Here is a 19,294-nt window from a genome sequence, read left to right on the forward strand (position 1 = left end):
CCCGAACCCAAGTGACCACCCGGAGATTTCATGTCCGACCCCAACGATCAGCCCCTCGTGATCTTTACCCCGTCCGGCAAGCGCGGCCGCGTCGCACCCGGCACAACCGTGCTGGCCGCGGCCCGTCAGCTGGGGGTCGACCTGGATTCGGTCTGCGGCGGGCGTGGCATCTGTTCGAAGTGCCAGATCACGCCGTCCTATGGGCAGTTCTCGAAACACGGCGTCACCGTGCACGAAGACGCATTGTCCGAATGGAACAAGGTCGAACAGCGCTATGACGACAAGCGCGGCCTGAAACAGGGCCGCCGCCTGGGCTGCCAGGCCTGCATTCAGCGCGACGTGGTGCTGGACGTGCCGCCCGAGAGCCAGGTGCACCGCCAGGTCATCCGCAAGAGCGCCGACACCCGTCCCATGGTGATGGACCCGGCCACGCGGCTCTATTTCGTCGAGGTGGCAGAGCCCGACATGCACGAGCCGTCGGGAGATTTCGAACGCCTCGCCACCGCCCTGAAAGAGCAGTGGAAAGTCGAGGCCGTGACCGCCGATCCGTCGTTCCTGGCCAAGCTTCAGGGCGTGCTGCGCAAGGGCGACTGGCAGGTGACGGTCGCGGTCCATGCCGACCACACCGGGGCCACGCCGCGGGTTCTGGATATCTGGCCCGGCCTGCATGAAGGCGGCCTGTTCGGGCTGGCGATCGACCTCGGTTCCACCACCATCGCCGCGCATCTGACCGACCTGGAAACCGGTGAGGTCAAGGCGGCGTCGGGGCTGATGAACCCGCAGATCCGCTTCGGCGAGGACCTGATGTCCCGTGTCTCCTACGTGATGATGAACCCCGGCGGCGAAAAGGAACTGACCGCAGCCGTGCGCGGCGCGCTGGCCGATCTGGCCAAGGCCCTGGCCAAAGAGGCCGGCATTTCGCCCGATCTGATCGTCGAGGCGACCATCGTCTGCAACCCGGTCATGCATCACCTGCTGCTGGGCATCGACCCGACGGAGCTGGGCCAGGCGCCCTTTGCCCTCGCCCTGTCCGAAGCGCTGTCCCTGCCCGCCGGCGATCTGGACCTGACCACGATCAACACCCGTGCCCGGACCTATATCCTGCCTTGCATCGCGGGCCATGTGGGCGCCGATGCCGCCGCCGTATCTCTGGCCACGGCGCCTGAAATGTCGGACGAGCTGATGCTGGTCATCGACGTCGGCACCAATGCGGAGATCCTGCTGGGCGACAAGTCCCGGGTGCTGGCCTGTTCGTCCCCGACCGGGCCGGCCTTCGAGGGGGCGCAGATCTCCTCGGGTCAGCGTGCCGCGCCGGGCGCCATCGAACGGGTCGAGATCAACCCCGAGACCAAGGAACCGCGGTTCCGCGTGATCGGCGTGGATCACTGGTCCGACGAGGACGGCTTTGCCGCCGCCGCGGCCTCGACCGGTGTCACCGGCATCTGCGGGTCCGGCATCATCGAGGCGGTGGCCGAGATGCGCATGGCCGGATTGATCGACCCTTCGGGCCTGATCGGATCGGCTGAGCAGACCGGCACTGCCCGCTGCGAAGCCGAGGGCCGCACCCATTCCTACGTGATCTATGATGGCACCGACGAAGGCGGCCCCAAGGTCAGCGTGACCCAGGGCGACATCCGCGCGATCCAGCTTGCCAAATCCGCGCTCTACGCCGGTGCGCAGCTGCTGATGGACGAACGCGGTGCCGAAAAGGTCGACCGGATCGTCCTGGCCGGGGCCTTTGGGGCGCATATCTCGCCGAAACACGCGATGGTTCTGGGCATGATCCCGGATGCGCCGCTGGACAAGGTGACCTCCGCCGGGAACGCCGCGGGGACCGGGGCACGGATGGCTCTGTGTTCCGTCGCCGCGCGCCGCCAGATCGAGACCGGGGTTGGCAAGATCACCAAGATCGAGACGGCCATCGCGCCCCGTTTCCAGGAGCATTTCGTAGCCGCCAATGCGATCCCGCACGCCACCGCGCCCTTCCCGGAGCTGAGTTCCGTCGTCAATCTGCCCACCGTGTCCTTCAACACCGGCGGAGACGGATCGGGCGGCAATCGCAGACGCCGCCGCCGCGGCTGATCCTGCCCCCATTGCGGCGCCCTGATCCAAAGGCGCGCCTGCGGCGCACACCATGTTTTGCGGCTCTTGCTGCGCAAGAGCCGCGGTGCCTCCGGCGGGGATATTTGGCGGCCAGATGAAAGCCGGGGGCGCCTGACAGGAGGCCTTGACCATCCCCAGGGCTTGCCGTACTCAATCGCCGTATTGCGGGTGTAGCTCAATGGTAGAGCAGGAGCTTCCCAAGCTTAAGACGAGGGTTCGATTCCCTTCACCCGCTCCAATCCTCACCGAACCGGATCCCGCGTGAGCCTGACACAGCACATCAAACCGCGCCTGATCCTTCTTCATATCGGTCTGATCCTCGTTGGCACCCTGGGTGGGCTTGCCGCTCAGGCCATGGGCTTGCCGCTGCCCTTCGTGCTTGGCTCCCTCATCCTTGTCGCCATCGTGGCGCAGCTGGATGAGCTGGCCGGGATCCGCGGCGGGTCCTCTCTTCTGGGCGATTTCAAGTTCGACGACCAGTTCCGCGCGCTCTTCATCGCGCTGATCGGGGTGGCCATCGGCGCGCAGATCACCTGGGCCGTGATCGCGGCCATCCCCCGCGCAGCCCTGTCCTTTCTTGCTCTGACGCTCTTCGTGCCGATCGCGTTCTGGGTGAATTACCAGATCTTCCGCAGGGTCGGGAAATACGACCACGCCACCGCGCTGTTCTCTGCCTCGCCCGGCGGGCTATACGAGGCGATCATGCTGGGCGAGAAAAGCGGCGCGGATATCCGCCTGCTGACGCTGGCGCAATTCCTGCGCATCATCTTCGTGGTGACGCTGCTGCCCATCGGCCTGTCGCTCTATATCGGGCATCCAGTCGGGTCCTCGGGCGGGATGAGCCTCAGCCCCGCCGATGCGGGCTATGAACATGTGCCGCTGGTGATCGTCACGGGCCTTGTCGGGCTGTTCCTGGGCTACAGGCTGAACGTACCGGCGCCGCAGCTGATCGGCCCCCTGCTGGCCGCCGCCGTCGTCAGCGTCAGTGGGCTTGCCGTGCTGGACATGCCGCCCTGGATGCTGAGCGCGGCACAGATCGTCATCGGAACGACGCTGGGCACGCGGTTCACCGGCATCCGGCCCGCCATGCTGATGCGCGGGGCCTGGCTGGGCTTTCTGACCGTCGGGTCGATGCTGGTGATCGGCGGGATCATGGCCATCGCGGTGATGCCGGTCACGGGCGAATCCTTCGACGTGCTGCTGATCTCGTTCTCGCCCGGCGGCGTGACCGAGATGGCGCTGATCGCCCTGTCGCTGAACGCAAACCCGGCCTTCGTGACGATGCACCACCTCTACCGGATCGTGCTGACCGTCTTCGTCATCGTCCGGGCCGCGAAGCGCTTTATACCAGATCTTTAAGGGACGGCCTCAACCTGCTGAGGTTTCGGCCTTTTCCTCAAGCTCCAGCCATTCCTCCTCAGCGGCGGCCAGGGCTTTCTGCCGCTCCACCAGCGCCTCGGTGCCCTTGGCGAATTTCACCGGTTCCTCGGAATAGAGGTTCGGCTGGGCCAGGAAATCCTCGAGCTTGGCGATTTCCGCGGTCAGGCGGTCGATCACGCCGGGCAGTTCCTCCAGCCGGTGGCGTTCGGTGAAACTCAGCCCGTCGGCTTCGGCTTTGGGCGTGGCGGCGGGGGTGGTTTCCTTGCGCGGCTTGGCCGTGCCCTTCGCCACCGGTGCATCGGCAGATTTCTGCGCCTGGTAATCGCTCCACCCGCCGGCATAGACGGTGACGCGCCCGCGCCCCTCGAAGGCAATGGTGGTGGCGGCGACGCGGTCGATGAAATCCCGGTCGTGGCTGACCAGCAGGACCGTACCGTCATAATCGTCCAGCAATTCCTGCAACAGATCGAGCGTTTCGATATCCAGGTCGTTGGTCGGTTCGTCCAGCACCAGCAGGTTGCTTTCCCGTGCCATAAGCTTGGCCAGAAGCAGTCGCGCCTTTTCCCCGCCCGACAGGGACCGGACCGGCGCACGCGCCTGCGCCTCGTCGAAGAGGAACTCCTTGAGATAGCCCACGACATGTTTCGGCTGACCGCGCACCAGCACCTGGTCGGCCTGGCCGGAGACGCGCATTTCCTTGTCGCCGACGAGGTTTTCCCAAAGGCTCTGATCGGGGTCGAGCGCGGCACGGCTCTGATCGAAGACCGCCGGCAGGATGTTGGAGCCCTGGGTGACCGTTCCCTCGTCCGGTGCGATTTCGCCCATCAGCAGCTTGATCAGGGTCGTCTTGCCCACCCCGTTCGGCCCGACAAAGGCGACGCGGTCGCCGCGCATGATACGCAGGTCCAGCCCGTTGACGATGACCTCGTCACCGAAGCGTTTCGTCAGGCCCGTCGCCTCGATCACCTTGCGGCCGGATTTGGGACCGGCGCTCAACTCCATCGCCGCGACGCCCTGGCGCTTGATCTGCGCGGCGCGTTCGGCGCGCAGGTCCTGAAGCGCGCGCACGCGGCCCTGGTTGCGCTTGCGACGGGCCGAGATGCCCTCGACGGCCCAGCGGGCCTCGGCCTTGATCTTGCGGTTCAGCTTGTGGCGGGCAATGTCCTCTTCTTCCCAGAGCTTGTCGCGCCAGGCCTCGAACCCGGCAAAGCCCTCTTCCTGCCGTCGGACCGCCCCACGATCGATCCAGAGCGTGCCGCGGGTCAGCGCCTTGAGAAACGCGCGGTCGTGCGAGATCAGGACAAAGCCCGCACGGGTCTGTTTCAGCTCTGCTTCCAGCCACGCGATCGCCTCGATATCCAGGTGGTTGGTCGGCTCGTCCAGGAGCATCAGGTCCGGCGCCTCGGCCATCAGCCGCGCCAGCGCCGCCCGCCGCCGCTCCCCGCCAGAGGCCGTGTCGACCGGGCGGGCCGGGTCGAATTTCAGACCTTCGCTGGCCATTTCGACCTTGTAATGTTCGCTGGGATCCAGGCTGGCAGACGCAAAATCGCCCAGGGTCGCATAGGCGCCCATATCCGGATCCTGCTCCATGTAGCCGACGGACACGCCGGGCGACACGATCCGGTCGCCGCGGTCGACATCGACAAGGCCCGCCATCACCTTCATCAGCGTGGATTTGCCCGATCCGTTGCGCCCGACCAGTGCCAGCCGGTCCCCCGGCTGCACGACCAGCGACAAAGCATCAAAGACAGGATCGCCCCCGAAGGTGAGCGAGATTTCAGACAATTGCAAAAGGGGTGTACGTGCCATTCCGCTCCGCTACGCCGGTGCCTTGGCGCCGTCAAGGCCGCTTGGCGCCACCGCGGCTCTTGCCCCGCAAGAGACGCCATGGATCGCATGCGCCGCAGGCGCGCCTTTGGATCAGGATCAGCCGGTCGTCGCCCGAAGCAGACGTTTGCGCGCGGGCGGGATCGCGTTGATTTCCAGCCCGGTGAAGACGTGCAGCGTGTTCATGTGGCTGTCCACGACCGCATGGTCGCTGACCCAACCGCCCATCAGCAGGTAGGTCCGCAGCAGCGGTGGCATTCGCAGCATCGCAAGCTTGGCATCGGGCTTGCGGCGCAGTTTCTGGGCAAAGTTGAATACCTTCGGCGCCTTCACCCGCGGCAGCCAGCGTTTCGGCGCGAGGTGGCGTTCCTTCAGCATCGCGAAGGCATCCAGGTATTGGTCGGCATCCGTGCCGTGGAAGGACGAACAGCCGAACAGCATCTCCACGCCCTGCTCGTCCACATAGGTGGTCATCGCGCCCCAGGCGACGCGCAGGATGTCAGGGTCCTTGACCGACGGGTCGATGCAGAAGCGGCCCATCTCGACCATCTTGCCGGGAAAGGCCTCCAGCGCGGAAAGCTCGTAATATTGTGCGGAATAGGATCGGGCGATTTCCTGGCCGCCGGTCAAAGGCAGGATACGGAAACAGCAGACCAGGTCGCCGCTGCGCTGATCCTCGACGAGGACATGATCGCAGATGTCGTCGAACATGTCGGCATCAAGCTCGGCCTCGCGATCGCCCCGAAACGCCAGGGTGCGCAGGGCCTGGGCCGCGCCGATATCCTCGGCGGTTTCCGCAAACCGGGCGCGGTAGCGCCCTTTCTTCAGTGACAGCATCAAATCACCTCCACGGAAAGCCCGTGTCTCAAACAGGTAAGCTGCCTGCGGAATGCCTGCAAGATGTATCGATTTGATGACGCTGCCGCCGCGCGGGCGCGGCGGGCAGCAGAGGCACGGCCAGTTACAGCGTAGAGGGCACGAAATTGCCGAGGCTGCGCAGCAATTGCTGCAGGATGCCGTCGCCATCGCCTTCGTTCGTCGTCACGCGCCGCGACAGCACGACGGTCTGGCCGTCTTCCAACCCGTAGCGTTCGATATTCTGCACCACGCCGTCGCCGTCGAAGGTCACCGCGACCAGTTCGCGGTTGATCTCTTTCGGTTCGAGATAGGCGAAGTGACGGAACTGGCTGCGCACGTAGTAGAACCCGCTGGCATCCGCGACACCCGAGGTCGACGGCGCGCCCAGCACCTCCTCGACCGTGTCGCGGGTGTCCACGCCGACGGTGATCTGGGACAGGTCGTCATCGGTGGGCACGTAGCCATGGTTGCGGATACGTTCGGCACAGGCCGCGAGGGCGAACAGCGCCACGCCCAGGACAACCCCGCGCATCACGCGCCTTGCCGGACCGCGGGTCGTCTGCATTACTTCGGTCATGTCGGCCCCTTCAATTGCCACGCCAAAGCACCCCTTGTCAGGGCCGCGCATGGCTTTTATCCCGATTACATCAACTTCTTGCCCCGGTTCAAGAAAGGATCGCACCATGCCCAAGGCTGAGCCAGACCAGACCCGGTTCCGCGTTGCCGACCTGCCGGACCGGCGCGAGACCCGGTTCGAGGTCGTTCCGACTGCCGACCAACGCGCCAAGATCGCGGAGCGGCTGAAGATACTGGATATCCGCAAGCTGCGGTTCGCGGGGTCCTTGCGCCCCGAGGGCAGCCGTGGCTGGGTGCTGGAGGCTGATCTGGGCGCCACCGTGGTGCAAAGCTGCGTCGTCACGCTGGATCCGGTGACCACGCGGGTCGAGGAAACCGCGCTGCGCCGCTATACCCCCGATATCGAAGCCGCAGAGGCCGAGGCCCGTGCCCAGGCCGATGCCGATGGCGTGCCCATGCCCGAAGATGACAGCTTGGAGCCCCTGCCCCAGGTCATCGACGTGGCCGAGGTCATGGAAGAAGCGCTGGCGCTGGCCCTGCCGCTCTATCCCCGGGCCGACGGAGCCGCCATGGGCGGTGCCACCTTCGCTGAGCCGGGCACCAAACCGCTGGAAGATGAGGACGTGAAGCCCTTTGCCGGCCTTGCTTCCCTGCGGGACAAGCTGGCAGGTGACAGCGAGGACCCGGAGGATAAATGAGCGGGTCGAAGAATCGCTTGCACTTTTGGTGTTCTGAAGTATTTTCGCGCGCTCATCCGATTTGAACTTGAATGCGTAGCCCATGAAAGATTATGAGCGGCGCATCGACGAAACTCGGGCCCTGCCACATCTTCCGGCTTGGCCCCAATAGGTAAAGGTTGCGACATGGCTGTCCAACAGAACAAAGTCTCGAAGTCCCGGCGCAACAACCGTCGCGCGCATGACTCCCTCGTGGCTGCAAACCCGAACGAATGCCCCTCCTGCGGGGAACTGAAGCGTCCGCACCACGTCTGCCCGTCCTGCGGCAGCTACGCGGATCGTGAAGTCGTGGCGATGGCCGACGACATCGATCTGGACGACGACGCGGCATAAGCCAACAAAGGCAAACGGATTTCGGGCATACCCGCATGAGCGACGAGCACAGTCAGACGCCAGCGGGTCCCAGTGAAGGGGGGACCTCCGTCCCCCTATCCGATGGCCGCATCGTCATTTCCGTTGACGCCATGGGCGGCGACCGGGGTCCGGCCGCCGTTGTAGCGGGTATTGCCCGATCGGCCAAGAAGAACCCCCGGGTTGCTTTCATCCTGCATGGCAATGCGGCCGACCTGAAACGGTTGGTGAACCGGCGCAAGCATTTGCGTGGCCGGTGCGAAATCCGTGACGCCAAGGACACCGTCAAGATGACGGACAAGCCCAGCCAGGTTGTACGCCATGGCCGGGACACCTCTATGTGGTCGACGCTGGAATCGGTGCGCAACGGCGAGGCGACGGTTGCCGTGTCCTGCGGCAATACCGGGGCGCTTATGGCGCTGTCGATGATCCGCCTGCGCAAGCTGCCCGGCGTGAATCGCCCGGCCATCGCAGTGCTCTGGCCCTCTCGCAATCCCTCGGGTTTCAACGTCATGCTGGATGTCGGCGCCGATGTCCGCGCGGACGAGGACGATTTACTGCAATTCGCGCTGATGGGCGCCTCCTATGCCCGCAACGGCATGGCCATCGAACATCCCCGTATCGGACTGCTCAATGTCGGGACCGAGGAAAACAAGGGCCGTGCAGAGCTGAAATCCGCCCATGACATGATCGAGGCTGCGGCCCCGAATGCCGGTTTCGAGTTCGTCGGCTTCGTTGAAGGCGGTGATATTCCCGGCGACAGTTGCGACGTGATCGTCACCGACGGGTTCACCGGCAACGTGGCGATCAAGACCGGTGAAGGCACCGCCAAGCTGATCGGCGACCTGCTGAAAGAAGCGTTCAAGTTCTCGCCCTTGTCGCGCATCGCGGCGCTGCTGGCGCTGACCTCCATGCGGCGGCTGCAGAAACGCATCGACCCGCGCCGGGTCAATGGCGGCGTTTTCCTGGGCCTGAACGGAACGGTCGTGAAATCCCACGGCTCCGCCGATGCGACCGGTGTTGCGGCCGCGGTCAAGCTGGCCTTCCAGCTGGCTCAGAAGGATCTCGCCAACAAGATCAAAGCACGGGTTGCATCTGCGACGGTCCCAGAACAGGATGCCGCGGCAGTAACTAAGGTAGCAGAATGACAGTGCGTGCCGTGCCAACCGGGATCGGGCATTACCTGCCCGAACGGGTTGTCCCCAATCAAGAATTCGAAGCCACCCTCGACACGTCCGACGAATGGATCCGGTCCCGTTCCGGAATCGAACGTCGTCACTTCGCGGCGGACGGCGAAACCACCAGCCAGATGGCGGCCCATGCGGCGCGCAAGGCGCTGGCCATGGCCGAGCTTGCCCCCGACGATATCGACGCGGTGATCGTGGCGACCTCAACCCCGGACCTCACCTTTCCGTCCGTGGCGACCATGGTGCAGAACGAACTGGGCATGACGCGCGGTTTCGGCTTCGACGTCCAGGCGGTTTGCGCCGGGTTCATCTTTGCTTTGGCCAATGCCAACGGAATGGTGCTGTCGGGCCAGGCGGAACGCGTCCTGGTGATCGGCGCCGAAACCTTTTCGCGCATCATGGACTGGGAAGACCGGGCCACCTGCGTGCTGTTCGGCGACGGCGCCGGTGCGCTGATCCTCGAGGCGCGGACCGGGTCCGGGCATAGCGACGATCGTGGCATCCTCAGCACCGATCTGAACTCCGACGGCCGGTATCGCGAGATGCTCTATGTCGATGGCGGGGTTTCCACCTCCGGCACGGCGGGCAAGCTGCGGATGCAGGGCAACCCGCTGTTCCGCCAAGCGGTCGAGAAACTGACCAGCACCGCGCATCACGCGCTGGAAAAGGCCAACCTGACCAGCGACGATGTCGACTGGATCGTGCCGCACCAGGCCAATATCCGCATCATCCAGGGCACTGCCAAAAAGATGGGCCTGCCGATGGACAAGGTGATCGTCACCGTTCAGGACCACGGCAACACCTCTGCCGCGTCGATCCCGCTGGCCCTGTCGGTCGGCGTGGAACAGGGCAAGATCAAGCCGGGCGACCTTCTGGTGGCCGAGGCGATCGGCGGCGGACTGGCCTGGGGGTCGGTGGTGATGCGCTGGTAACAGCGTCCCCGCCCCGGTTCGCCGGGCGCGGCGCCTCGCTGAAGAGCGTCTTCCAAGTACTTGATATTGACTCGGAAAAATCCGTGCCGCAGGATGCCCGTTATGGGAAGTAAAACGGCCCTCTCGGGTCGAACGGTGGAGGTACGGGAATGAGCGAAAAGACACTCACACGTCTGGATCTGAGCGAAGCGGTCTTCCGGGAGGTCGGATTGTCTCGCAATGAATCCGCGCAGCTCGTCGAATCCATCCTGTCGCATCTGTCCGACGCCCTGGTCGAGGGCGAACAGGTCAAGATCTCGTCCTTCGGGACCTTCTCGGTCCGGGACAAGGCGGCCCGCGTCGGCCGCAACCCCAAGACCGGCGAAGAGGTCCCGATCTCTCCGCGTCGCGTGCTGACCTTCCGCCCGTCCCACCTGATGAAAGATCGCGTTGCCGAGGGCAACCGCCGCTAAGGGGGACGACTGGCGAATGGCAAAATCCGCCGACGCCTTCCGGACCATCAGCGAAGTGTCGGAGTGGCTGGACACTCCCGCACATGTGCTGCGTTTCTGGGAAAGCAAATTCACGCAGGTGAAGCCGGTCAAACGGGCCGGCGGACGCCGCTATTACCGCCCCTCCGACATGGAGCTTCTGGGCGGTATCAAACGTCTTCTCCACGATGACGGGATGACCATCAAGGGCGTGCAAAAACTCTTGCGTGACAAGGGCATAGGTCACGTCTCCGCGATGTCGCAACCTTTGGACGATGTCACCCAGGCGGTGGCCGAGGCCAGCTTTACCACCCGCAGCACCCCGGAACCGGACGCCCATCCGGCCCCTGTCTCCGCGCCAGAGCCCACGCCTATGCCGGAGCCGACCCCGGAACCGGAGATCGCCGCCCTGCCCGATCCGGTCGCCGAAGACACCGTCGAGGCCCCTTCGGAGCCGCAGGTTGCAGTAAGTTCCGAGCCTGTCGAAACGCCCGAACCGCCCGAAGACGCGCCCAGCAACGTGACCACGTTCGAACCGGTGCAACAGGTGGGAATCGACGCCGAATTCGCCCCTGATATCAGTGTCGACAGCGAGGAAGACAGCGTCAGCGCGCCTCTCGAAGCGCCTGTCGTTGCAAATATTTTCGCGCCTGAGCCCGAATCCGGTGCCGCGGAAGAAACGCCAGAGCCGACACCGGCTCCGATGGCTGAGCCGAGACCGGAGCCAGCCCCGCAACCTGTCGCAGCTGCGGCAAGTTCTGCGCCCGTCGCGCCCCCGCCGATCCCGCATCCGCTTCTGGCCGATATCTGTGAACGCACGGCACCGTTTCCCAAGGCGGATATCGCGGCGATTCGGCAATTGTCGGGACAGCTTCAGGATTGGCTTGACCGGCAAGGCGTTTGAAACGCCGGAAATTCCAAATCAGGCCAGATTGCCCCTTGCCCCTCGCGCCGAATTCGATATGAAAGCCGGACCGTCGGGCTATAGCGCAGCCTGGTAGCGCGTCCGTCTGGGGGACGGAAGGTCGCAGGTTCGAGTCCTGCTAGCCCGACCATTTACACCGACCGGTAACTTCACTGACATGATGGTAGAATAGCCAAAGCTGGCGCACTCGCGCCCGTTTGGCTGTCAAAGGGCCGCCCGCCATCACGATGACAACGGGCGGACTGGTTCAGATGAGCTTGGCGAACATCATCGGTTTGTCGTCCTGCACCGGGTGGAACATGATCTTGGCCCGTTTGCCGATGGCCAGGTCGTCATTGTCCTCGGGGCGGAACTGCACGTAGACGCGCGGCCCCTCGTCGAGCTCGAGGTAGGCCAGCGCAAAGGGCCCGCGGGGCGATTTCCGCATGACCGTCCAGGTGTAGATCGTGCCTTCGCCCGGGCTTTCCTCCCATTCGGTGTCGGCCTTGTGGCAGAGCGGGCAGATCGTGCGGGGCCAGAAATGCGCCTCTCCGCAGGCGGGGCAGCGACGCAGCAGAAACTTTCCCTCGGCGGCGGCATCCCAGAAGGGTTTGCTTTCCGGGTTGATATCGGGGGCGGGTATCTTGTCGTAGCTCATGAAATACGCTCCAGAACGGCAGAGGCGGCACCGTGGCGCACGGCAAGCGTGCCGCCGATCCCGGTGACGAAGGCGAGGCTGCAATCGGGGACCTGGACGGCCGGATGCGCCTCTCCGCGCAATTGCCGGACGGCTTCCAGCACCTTGGTCAGACCACCACGATTGACAGGGTGGTTGTTGCACAGGCCCCCACCATCGGTGTTGAAGGCCAGCTTGCCCTGACCCGAGATCAGGTTGCCATCGGCGACGAACTTGCCGCCCTCACCCTTTTCGCAGAAGCCGCAATCCTCAAGCTGCATCAGCACGGTGATGGTGAAACTGTCATAGATCGAGGCGTACTTGATATCGGACGGTTTCACCCCGGCCTCTTCCATCGCCTTCGGACCCGTATGGACCGCGCCGGAATAGGTCAGGTCGATCTTGCCCCCGCCCTGCCCCTTGATCGCTTGCGCAGCCCCCTGCAGGCGCACGTCGGGCTTGCCCAGCGACTTTGCGATCTCGGGCGTGGTGACGATGAACGCGCCGCCGCCTTCCGACACGACACAGCAATCCATCCGGTGCAGCGGGTCGGCGATCATCGGGCTTTCCAGCACCTCTTCGACCGTCACGACATCGCGCAGCATGGCGTGTTCATTGTGTTGCGCATGATGCGACGCAGCGACCTTGATCCAGGCCAGCTGTTCGCTTGTCGTACCGAATTCATGCATGTGGCGCTGCGCGGCCAGGGCGTAGATGTTCGGCGGTGAGCCACCATAGGGCATTTCCCAACCCGCTTCGGGCCCCTTGGGGCGCGGCATCGGCTTTTCACTGCGCGGTCGCCCCGCGAGGGTGACCAGAGCCACCTTGCAGCGCCCCATGGCAATCGCCGTCGCGGCGTCGTTCAGATGCGCGATATAGGATGATCCGCCGATATCGGTGGCGTCGAAATAGGTCAGGTTGCGCAGCCCCATGTAATCGACGATCGACATGAACCAACCGGCATCGCCCGCGCAGAAATATCCGTCGACATCGTCGAAGGTCAGTCCCGCATCCGCCAGCGCGCCCTGGGCACATTCGTAATGCAATTGCGGTGTCGATTTGTCCGGTGCCTTGCGCAACGGGTGCTCGTAGATGCCAACGATGCTGGCAACGCCCTTGATGCTCAAACTACTGTCTCCTCCTGAGTTTTCCGGCCCATCTTACCGCTCGGTAAGTAACTGTCCAGACGGGTCAGGGCATCGGCGTGATTGCAGCCCGTCTTTCCTTCGCCGCGCGTGCAGCGTAACGTGGCCCGCGACCGATGGAGGTAACATGAGCGGCATTATTCCCAGCCAGCACCTGCGCCAGATGATCACCCGCGGACAGATCGCCGGCACGCCCGAGATCACTGAAGCGCAGATTCAGCCGGCCAGCATTGATCTGCGTTTGGGAACAAAGGCTTACCGTGTCCGCGCTTCATTCCTGGCCGGGTCCGAAGGCACTGTCTCCGACCGACTGGCAGAGTTCGAGATGCATCAGATCGACCTGACCAACGGCGCGGTTCTGGAAAAGGGCTGCGTTTACGTTGTCCCGCTGATGGAATCCCTCGCGCTTCCGGGCGGCGTCCAGGCGGTGACCAACGCCAAAAGCTCGACCGGGCGGCTTGACCTGCTGACCCGCTGCATTGTCGATGGCGGGACCGAGTTCGACCGCATTCCGCCCGGCTATATCGGCCCGCTCTTTGCCGAGATCTGTCCGCGAAGTTTCTCTGTCCTCGTCCGTCCAGGGATGCGCCTGAACCAGATCCGGTTCCGCGCGGGCGATGCGGTGCTGGACGATGCCGCGCTGCGCCGCCTGCACATGGAAACCCCGCTCGTCGATGGCACCCCGGTGATCGAAGGCGGCTTGGGCTTTTCTGTCGATCTGCGCGCGGGTCCGGACGACATTGTCGGCTACCGCGCCAAACCGCATACCGGCGTGATCGACCTGGATCTGATAAACCATTACGATCCTTCGGATTTCTGGGACCGCGTTCGCACCGACAAGGGCCGCATCATCCTCGACCCGGGCGCGTTCTACATCCTGGTCAGCCGGGAGGCGGTGACGATCCCGCCCGACTACGCCGCCGAGATGGCCCCCTACCTCGCCATGGTCGGCGAATTCCGCGTGCATTACGCGGGCTTCTTCGATCCGGGCTTTGGTCACGATGCCGCGGGCGGCGCCGGGTCCCGCGGCGTGCTCGAGGTGCGCTGTCACGAGGCGCCCTTCGTGCTGGAACACGGCCAGGTCGTGGGCCGGCTGGTCTATGAACGGATGGCGGAGGCCCCGGAAACCCTGTATGGCGCGGATATCAAATCCAACTACCAGGGCCAGGGACTGAAACTCGCCAAGCACTTCAAATCGGATTGACCCCCTCAACCGTCGGCGCAGCTTCCCTCCCTACCCCTCTGTTCTTGCAGGACAAACATGATCTCACGACCCGTCGCCCTATTGACCGCAGCCATTGCCGTCGTGGGGGCGAATTCCATGGTTCTGGCCCCGATCACCGGGGCGGTGGCGCGCGACCTTGGTGGCGACCCGGCCGAAATCGTGCAGGCTGCGGCAGCCTACGGCATCACCACGGCGATCTCTGCCATCTTCCTGGCCCCGCGTGCCGACGTGATCGGGCCGGACAAGGCGCTGAAGCAATCGGTGGTCATCCTGATCCTGTCTATGATCCTGTCGATCCTCGCAGGCAGCAAATGGGCGCTGATCGGCGCGCAGGCCCTCGGCGGCATCGGCGCAGGCATGGCCATCCCGGCGATCTATTCTCTGGCACCGCAACTGGGCCCGAAGGGCGAGGAAAAGCGCACCATGGGCCTCGTCCTGTCGGGCTGGACGTTGGCACTGGTCGGGGGCGTCGCGGGGTCGGGGTTTCTGGCCGAATGGGCCGGGTGGCGCGCGGTCTACTGGGCGCTCTTACTGGCCATCGTCGCCGTCTTCATTGTGATGCAACGCATTGATCTGCGGGTGGAAAAGCTGTCAACCAGCCCGACCTCGCCGCTGACCGCGCTGCGCGTGCCCGGGATTGGGCGCGGGTTATTTGCGGCCATGGCCCTGATGCTGGGTTTCTACGGAACCTACGCCTTCATCGGCGCCCATGTTGACGAGGCGCTTGGCCTTGGCACCGACCGCGCCGCAGTGGTCACCCTGTTCTATGGAACGGGCTTCGGCCTGGCCGCCCTGATCGACCGCTATGTCGACCGGCTGCCACAGCGGCAGGCCGGCATTCTGTCCTTCACTGGCCTGACGATGATCTACCTCGTCCTGGCCGGGTTCGGCGGCACCTTTGCCCTGCTGACCGGCTTTGCCCTGCTCTGGGGAATTGTGCAGCACCTTGGACTGAACTTCGTCGTCTCGCGGCTGTCTTCGCTGGACGCGTCGCAGCGGGGCGCCGTACTGGGCCTGAACTCTGCCGTGACCTATATCGCGGTCACCGGCGGCGCGCTGGCCTTCCGCCCGGCTTACGAGGCCGGCGGGCTGATGCTGTGCAACCTGCTTTCGGCGATCTGCGTCGGCGCAGCGGTGATCGAAAGCCTGACGACCCCGAAGGAAGAGCTCAGAACCGCCCCATCCGACGGGTGATCCGCGCGGCCTGCTTGGCCCGTTTCGCGGTCTGTCGCGCCTGACGGGACTGGGCCTTGTTGCCCTGACCTTGGCCTTGCCCCTTCTTGCCGCCGAACTTGTCGATCCCGGCATCGATACCCCGGTTCATGGCCCGCCCGATGAACCGGCGGATGAACATCTGGATCAATCTGTCTACGTTCATCTGAGTCACTCCTCGAACATTTCGCCCTGGCCCTCGTCGCCATCGTCCTCGTCGTCGTCGACCTGGTCCAGCTCGGCCAGCCCGGGGGGCGGACGATTGTCCAGCAGGCCAGCCGCCCTCAGCTCTTTCAACCCCGGAAGATCGCGCGCCGTTTCCAGCCCGAAATGATCCAGGAAGCCGGGAGTCACCACGAAGGTGACGGGTCGGCCCGGTGTCATGCGGCGGCGGCCAAAGCGGATCCATTCCATCTCGATCAACAGATCGATCGTGCCGCGCGACACCGACACGCCGCGGATCTCTTCGATCTCGGCGCGGGTCACAGGCTGATGATAGGCGATAATGGCCAGGGTTTCGATGGCCGCGCGGGAAAGTTTCCGTGTTTCGGTGGTTTCCTTCTGCATCAGGTAACCCAGATCCGGCGCCGTGCGGATCGCATAGGCCTCACCGACGCGCACCACGCGGACGCCGCGCCCCTCGTAGCGATTGTGCAGATGTTCCACCGCCTCCTTCGCGTCGCAGCCATGTGGCATGCGCGCGTTCATGTCGGCGATCGTCACCGGATCGGCAGAGGCAAAGAGGATCGCCTCGACCATACGCTCCTGTTCCGCCATCGGTGGCGTCTCGAACAGCGATTCATTGGCCGGCTTGCTCTGGTGCGGGCGGACATCCGTCTCCTCAGCCATCTCGGTTGGTCCTGTGTCTCAGCTGGATCGGCGAGAACGTCTCGCTCTGCCGGATCTCCGCATGGCCTTCCTTCACCAATTCCAGCGCCGCTGCGAAGGTCGCCGCCGTGGCCGAGCGCCGGCGCGACGGGTCGTTGTCCCAACCGCCGGGCAGATAGGACATGATATCGGTCCAGGACCCGGCAAAGCCGATCATGCCGCGCATCCGGTCCAGCGCCTGTTCCATGGTGAAGACGTTATCGCGATCCATGACATAGGGGCGAAACTCGTCCTTCGTGCGGATCCGCGCATAGGCCTGCATGAGGTCCAGCAGTGTGGCGGAATATTCGACATTCTTGATCCGCTCCACGTCCTCGGTGATCCCCCGCGCAAAGAAGTCACGCCCCTTCTGGTCCCGCGCCATCAGCCGCGCCGCCGCATCGCGCATCGCGGCCAGCCGTTCCAGCTGAAACGCCAGGTGCGCGGCCAGTTCATCGCCCGACGGCCCTTCCGCTTCGGGATCGGGGGGCAGCAACAGGCGGCTCTTCAGGAAGGCGAGCCAGGCCGCCATGACGAGGTAATCCGCGGCCAGTTCGATCCGCAGTTCCTTGGCCTTTTCCACGAAGATCAGGTACTGCTCCGACAATTGCAGCACCGAGATCTTCAGCAGATCGACCTTCTGGGTCCGTGCCAGCGTCAGCAACAGGTCCAGCGGGCCTTCGAACCCGTCGACGTCGATGATGAGAGCCTCGGCCGCAAGGCGGTCCGACACGCTCAGCTTGTCTTCCTGGAATAAGTCGTCCTCAGCCATCGCCCCGACCGTTCAAGAGAGCTTCCAGCTTCTCTTCGACGGCGTGAATGTCAACCTCGCTGGCCTGATTGCGCAGCGCGAGCGCCCTCTCGGCACGCTCCTGCGCAATCGGCGTCATCAGCCCGGCGGCCTCTGCGACTTCGATCTTCTCGACGAGCGTGGCATTGCACAGCAGCACGACATCGCACCCGGCGGCAAGCGAGCCCTGGGTGATCTCGGCATAGCTGCCCTGCAGCGCCTTCATCGAGATATCGTCGGTCATCAGCAGATTGTCGAAGCCGATCTCGTTCCGGATCACCTGGATCATGCGCGGCGACATCGTCGCCGGCAGCGGACCATAGGCTTCGTAGACGACATGGGCGGTCATCGCCATCGGCAGGTCGTTCAGCACCTTGAAGGGCGCGAAATCCACCTGGTCCAGCTCGCTTTCCGAGGCCGAAACGATGGGCAGGTCATGGTGGCTGTCCTGCGTCGCCAGGCCATGGCCGGGAATGTGTTTCAGCACCGGCAGAACGCCGCCCGCCATCAGCCCCATCGACACGGCCCGGCCAAGCGCCGCGGCATCGGCCGGTGTGCGGCCATAACAGCGGTCGGTCAGGAAATCATGGGTATTTTCGCGCGGCACGTCGACCATCGGCGCGCAATTCACGTCGATCCCGTAGCTGCGCAGTTCCAGCGCGATCAGCAGGTAGCGCAGGTACATCGCCTTGTGCGCTTCTGCTCCGGCGGCCTGGGCGAAATCCAGCGGCGGGGTCCAGTCGCGCGCAAGTGGCGGCCGCAGGCGCTGAACCCGTCCGCCTTCCTGGTCGATCAGGATCGGCGCATCACGGCCCACGGCCTCGCGCATCTCGTCACAGAGCGCGCGCAGCTGGTTGCCGTCCTCGATATTGCGGGCAAACAGGATGAAGCCAAAGGGATCGGCTTCGCGGAACAGGGTCTTTTCATCCGCGCTCAGCCGTGTGCCTTCGGCATCGAGTATCGTCGCGCCGAATGTCACTTGGTCACCACCGGGATGCAGTCGGCATTGGCGGCAACGAGAGCGGCGCAGAAATGGCGTGCGGCGGACATGTCGGTGAAGCCCATGACCCGCAGCCGGTAGAAGGTTCGACCACCGGAAGAGGCCTTTTGGATAACCCGCTGTTTTCCGGCCATATAGTCCTGGAACCGCGTGTTGAAACGGTCCCATTCCTTGCGCGCGGTCGCCTCGCTGTCATAGGCGCCCAGCTGGGCCAGGCGGGTGCCGGCGGGGATGGTTTCGGGGGCGACGTCCAGCCCGGCCTCAATCGGCGCAGGCGCGGTGATCGGCAGTTCTTCTTCCGCCTGGGCGACCTGCGTCACCTGGTCCGCCTCGGTCGTGGTAGCGGCGGCGCGAATGACCGCCGGGCGCATCTTGGGCCGCAGGGACCGGGCCGGCACGTTGCGGGCGGTGATCGTCTTGATCGTGGGTTCCTCTGCCACGGCGGTTTCAGTGCCGGAGGCCGCGACGTTCTGGGCATTGCGCAGCGCTTCGGCAATCGCGCCATCGGCAGAGCTTTCGATCTCCTCGCCCGACAGTGGCGTCGCGCCTTCCAGCAGGCTGGCCGTCAGTGCGGCAATGGCATCGTCGTCAGCACGGTCATCGGCGGCAGGCGTTTCGGCTTCTGGGCGCGCGGCGGCCTCGGTCGGGCGATCGACCTTGTTCAACACCAGCGCGTCCTGCGGGGAATCCTCCAGCGTCAACTGAACCGGCGGCGGCGCCAGCACAAGCCGATCCGCGGGTTTCTCGGCCACGCCTTCCGCGGCAACCTTGTTCACCGCAAGCCCCATGTTGTTGGAAAGGGTGCCACCCGGGTTCTCTGGCGCCACACGCATCGCACCAGAGGCCGCACGCACCACGGGAACGCCACTGACATCACGGGCCACCATCTTGTAGCCCCAGACGCCGATGCCGATGACAAGCGCGATGGACACAAGCCCACCTGCAGCGTTGATCATCGTCCCAACGGACATGGAAGGGTGGTCCGGACCGGACTCCGCCTGATAGTCTGCCATTTTCGCCTCACACCGCGCGCCTGTTCCGGCGCGTTCATCTT

20 protein-coding genes and 2 tRNA genes are annotated in these 19,294 nt (G+C 64.7%); 12 read left to right on the forward strand and 10 right to left on the reverse strand.

Annotated elements, in window-relative coordinates; genetic code table 11:
* Nucleotides 1-30: 30 nt before the first annotated feature.
* The 3 genes from ATO9_RS08140 (at nucleotide 31) to ATO9_RS08150 (ending at nucleotide 3,462) form a co-directional block, all read left to right on the forward strand.
* Nucleotides 31-2,082: an ASKHA domain-containing protein gene (locus tag ATO9_RS08140; RefSeq protein ID WP_043747487.1), complete on the forward strand. Its 2,052-nt coding sequence runs from the start codon at nucleotides 31-33 to the stop codon at nucleotides 2,080-2,082.
* Nucleotides 2,083-2,267: 185 nt separating this feature from the next.
* Nucleotides 2,268-2,341: transfer RNA gene (locus tag ATO9_RS08145), tRNA-Gly, on the forward strand.
* 23 nt (nucleotides 2,342-2,364) lie between these two features.
* Nucleotides 2,365-3,462, forward strand: a complete 1,098-nt coding sequence (locus ATO9_RS08150; RefSeq protein WP_238318696.1) for an AbrB family transcriptional regulator — start codon at nucleotides 2,365-2,367, stop codon at nucleotides 3,460-3,462.
* A 9-nt stretch (nucleotides 3,463-3,471) separates the two neighbouring features.
* On the opposite strand, the gene ATO9_RS08155 is transcribed toward ATO9_RS08150, so the two are convergent.
* The 3 genes from ATO9_RS08155 to ATO9_RS08165 form a co-directional block, all read right to left on the reverse strand.
* The gene (locus ATO9_RS08155) at nucleotides 3,472-5,292 is read right to left on the reverse strand and encodes an ABC-F family ATP-binding cassette domain-containing protein (protein ID WP_043747488.1); all 1,821 of its coding nucleotides are present in this window, start codon (nucleotides 5,290-5,292) and stop codon (nucleotides 3,472-3,474) included.
* A gap of 117 nt (nucleotides 5,293-5,409) precedes the next feature.
* Nucleotides 5,410-6,147 carry a GNAT family N-acetyltransferase gene (locus ATO9_RS08160; RefSeq protein ID WP_052418187.1) on the reverse strand — a complete coding sequence of 246 codons (738 nt, stop codon included), beginning with the start codon at nucleotides 6,145-6,147 and terminating at the stop codon, nucleotides 5,410-5,412.
* Between the two features lie 124 nt (nucleotides 6,148-6,271).
* Nucleotides 6,272-6,796 (reverse strand): outer membrane protein assembly factor BamE, encoded by a 525-nt coding sequence (locus ATO9_RS08165; RefSeq protein ID WP_238318697.1) that lies wholly within the window; start codon nucleotides 6,794-6,796, stop codon nucleotides 6,272-6,274.
* 55 nt (nucleotides 6,797-6,851) lie between these two features.
* Between ATO9_RS08165 and ATO9_RS08170 the strand changes: the two genes are divergently transcribed.
* The 7 genes from ATO9_RS08170 (at nucleotide 6,852) to ATO9_RS08200 (ending at nucleotide 11,476) form a co-directional block, all read left to right on the forward strand.
* The gene (locus tag ATO9_RS08170) at nucleotides 6,852-7,442 is read left to right on the forward strand and encodes a YceD family protein (protein WP_043747489.1); all 591 of its coding nucleotides are present in this window, start codon (nucleotides 6,852-6,854) and stop codon (nucleotides 7,440-7,442) included.
* 165 nt (nucleotides 7,443-7,607) lie between these two features.
* Nucleotides 7,608-7,814, forward strand: a complete 207-nt coding sequence (gene rpmF / locus ATO9_RS08175; protein ID WP_043747490.1) for a 50S ribosomal protein L32 — start codon at nucleotides 7,608-7,610, stop codon at nucleotides 7,812-7,814.
* Between the two features lie 35 nt (nucleotides 7,815-7,849).
* A complete protein-coding gene (gene plsX / locus ATO9_RS08180; RefSeq protein ID WP_052418189.1) occupies nucleotides 7,850-8,980 on the forward strand; it encodes a phosphate acyltransferase PlsX in 1,131 nt (376 codons plus the stop codon).
* Nucleotides 8,977-9,951, forward strand: coding sequence for a beta-ketoacyl-ACP synthase III (locus ATO9_RS08185; protein ID WP_043747491.1), 975 nt, complete (start codon nucleotides 8,977-8,979; stop codon nucleotides 9,949-9,951). Before plsX ends, ATO9_RS08185 begins: the two co-directional genes overlap by 4 nt.
* A 149-nt stretch (nucleotides 9,952-10,100) precedes the next feature.
* The gene (gene ihfA / locus ATO9_RS08190) at nucleotides 10,101-10,403 is read left to right on the forward strand and encodes an integration host factor subunit alpha (protein ID WP_043747492.1); all 303 of its coding nucleotides are present in this window, start codon (nucleotides 10,101-10,103) and stop codon (nucleotides 10,401-10,403) included.
* A gap of 16 nt (nucleotides 10,404-10,419) precedes the next feature.
* The gene (locus ATO9_RS24685; RefSeq protein ID WP_081979499.1) at nucleotides 10,420-11,325 is read left to right on the forward strand and encodes a MerR family transcriptional regulator; all 906 of its coding nucleotides are present in this window, start codon (nucleotides 10,420-10,422) and stop codon (nucleotides 11,323-11,325) included.
* A gap of 74 nt (nucleotides 11,326-11,399) precedes the next feature.
* Nucleotides 11,400-11,476: transfer RNA gene (locus ATO9_RS08200), tRNA-Pro, on the forward strand.
* Between the two features lie 117 nt (nucleotides 11,477-11,593).
* Here the strand turns inward: ATO9_RS08200 and ATO9_RS08205 are convergent.
* Together ATO9_RS08205 and ATO9_RS08210 are read right to left on the reverse strand one after the other, a co-directional pair.
* The gene (locus ATO9_RS08205) at nucleotides 11,594-11,983 is read right to left on the reverse strand and encodes a Zn-ribbon domain-containing OB-fold protein (RefSeq protein ID WP_043747493.1); all 390 of its coding nucleotides are present in this window, start codon (nucleotides 11,981-11,983) and stop codon (nucleotides 11,594-11,596) included.
* Nucleotides 11,980-13,128: a thiolase domain-containing protein gene (locus tag ATO9_RS08210; RefSeq protein ID WP_043747494.1), complete on the reverse strand. Its 1,149-nt coding sequence runs from the start codon at nucleotides 13,126-13,128 to the stop codon at nucleotides 11,980-11,982. Before ATO9_RS08210 ends, ATO9_RS08205 begins: the two co-directional genes overlap by 4 nt.
* Nucleotides 13,129-13,273: 145 nt before the next feature.
* Between ATO9_RS08210 and ATO9_RS08215 the strand changes: the two genes are divergently transcribed.
* Together ATO9_RS08215 and ATO9_RS08220 are read left to right on the forward strand one after the other, a co-directional pair.
* The gene (locus ATO9_RS08215; RefSeq protein ID WP_043747495.1) at nucleotides 13,274-14,350 is read left to right on the forward strand and encodes a 2'-deoxycytidine 5'-triphosphate deaminase; all 1,077 of its coding nucleotides are present in this window, start codon (nucleotides 13,274-13,276) and stop codon (nucleotides 14,348-14,350) included.
* Between the two features lie 57 nt (nucleotides 14,351-14,407).
* Nucleotides 14,408-15,565 (forward strand): MFS transporter, encoded by a 1,158-nt coding sequence (locus ATO9_RS08220; protein ID WP_043747496.1) that lies wholly within the window; start codon nucleotides 14,408-14,410, stop codon nucleotides 15,563-15,565.
* Here the strand turns inward: ATO9_RS08220 and ATO9_RS08225 are convergent.
* From ATO9_RS08225 to ATO9_RS08245, 5 genes are read right to left on the reverse strand one after another with little or no spacing between them, the layout of a single operon-like run.
* The gene (locus tag ATO9_RS08225) at nucleotides 15,540-15,749 is read right to left on the reverse strand and encodes a hypothetical protein (RefSeq protein WP_043747497.1); all 210 of its coding nucleotides are present in this window, start codon (nucleotides 15,747-15,749) and stop codon (nucleotides 15,540-15,542) included. The two genes, ATO9_RS08220 and ATO9_RS08225, sit on opposite strands and share 26 nt — an antisense overlap.
* A 5-nt stretch (nucleotides 15,750-15,754) precedes the next feature.
* Nucleotides 15,755-16,432 (reverse strand): SMC-Scp complex subunit ScpB, encoded by a 678-nt coding sequence (gene scpB, locus ATO9_RS08230; RefSeq protein ID WP_043747498.1) that lies wholly within the window; start codon nucleotides 16,430-16,432, stop codon nucleotides 15,755-15,757.
* Nucleotides 16,425-17,222 carry a segregation and condensation protein A gene (locus ATO9_RS08235; protein ID WP_043747499.1) on the reverse strand — a complete coding sequence of 266 codons (798 nt, stop codon included), beginning with the start codon at nucleotides 17,220-17,222 and terminating at the stop codon, nucleotides 16,425-16,427. Before ATO9_RS08235 ends, scpB begins: the two co-directional genes overlap by 8 nt.
* A complete protein-coding gene (nagZ, locus tag ATO9_RS08240; protein ID WP_043747500.1) occupies nucleotides 17,215-18,219 on the reverse strand; it encodes a beta-N-acetylhexosaminidase in 1,005 nt (334 codons plus the stop codon). The genes ATO9_RS08235 and nagZ overlap by 8 nt, the downstream gene beginning before the upstream one ends.
* Nucleotides 18,216-19,253, reverse strand: coding sequence for an SPOR domain-containing protein (locus tag ATO9_RS08245; protein ID WP_043747501.1), 1,038 nt, complete (start codon nucleotides 19,251-19,253; stop codon nucleotides 18,216-18,218). Before ATO9_RS08245 ends, nagZ begins: the two co-directional genes overlap by 4 nt.
* Between the last annotated feature and the right edge of the window lie 41 nt (nucleotides 19,254-19,294).

This window comes from Pseudooceanicola atlanticus (assembly GCF_000768315.1).
Classification (GTDB): domain Bacteria; phylum Pseudomonadota; class Alphaproteobacteria; order Rhodobacterales; family Rhodobacteraceae; genus Pseudooceanicola; species Pseudooceanicola atlanticus.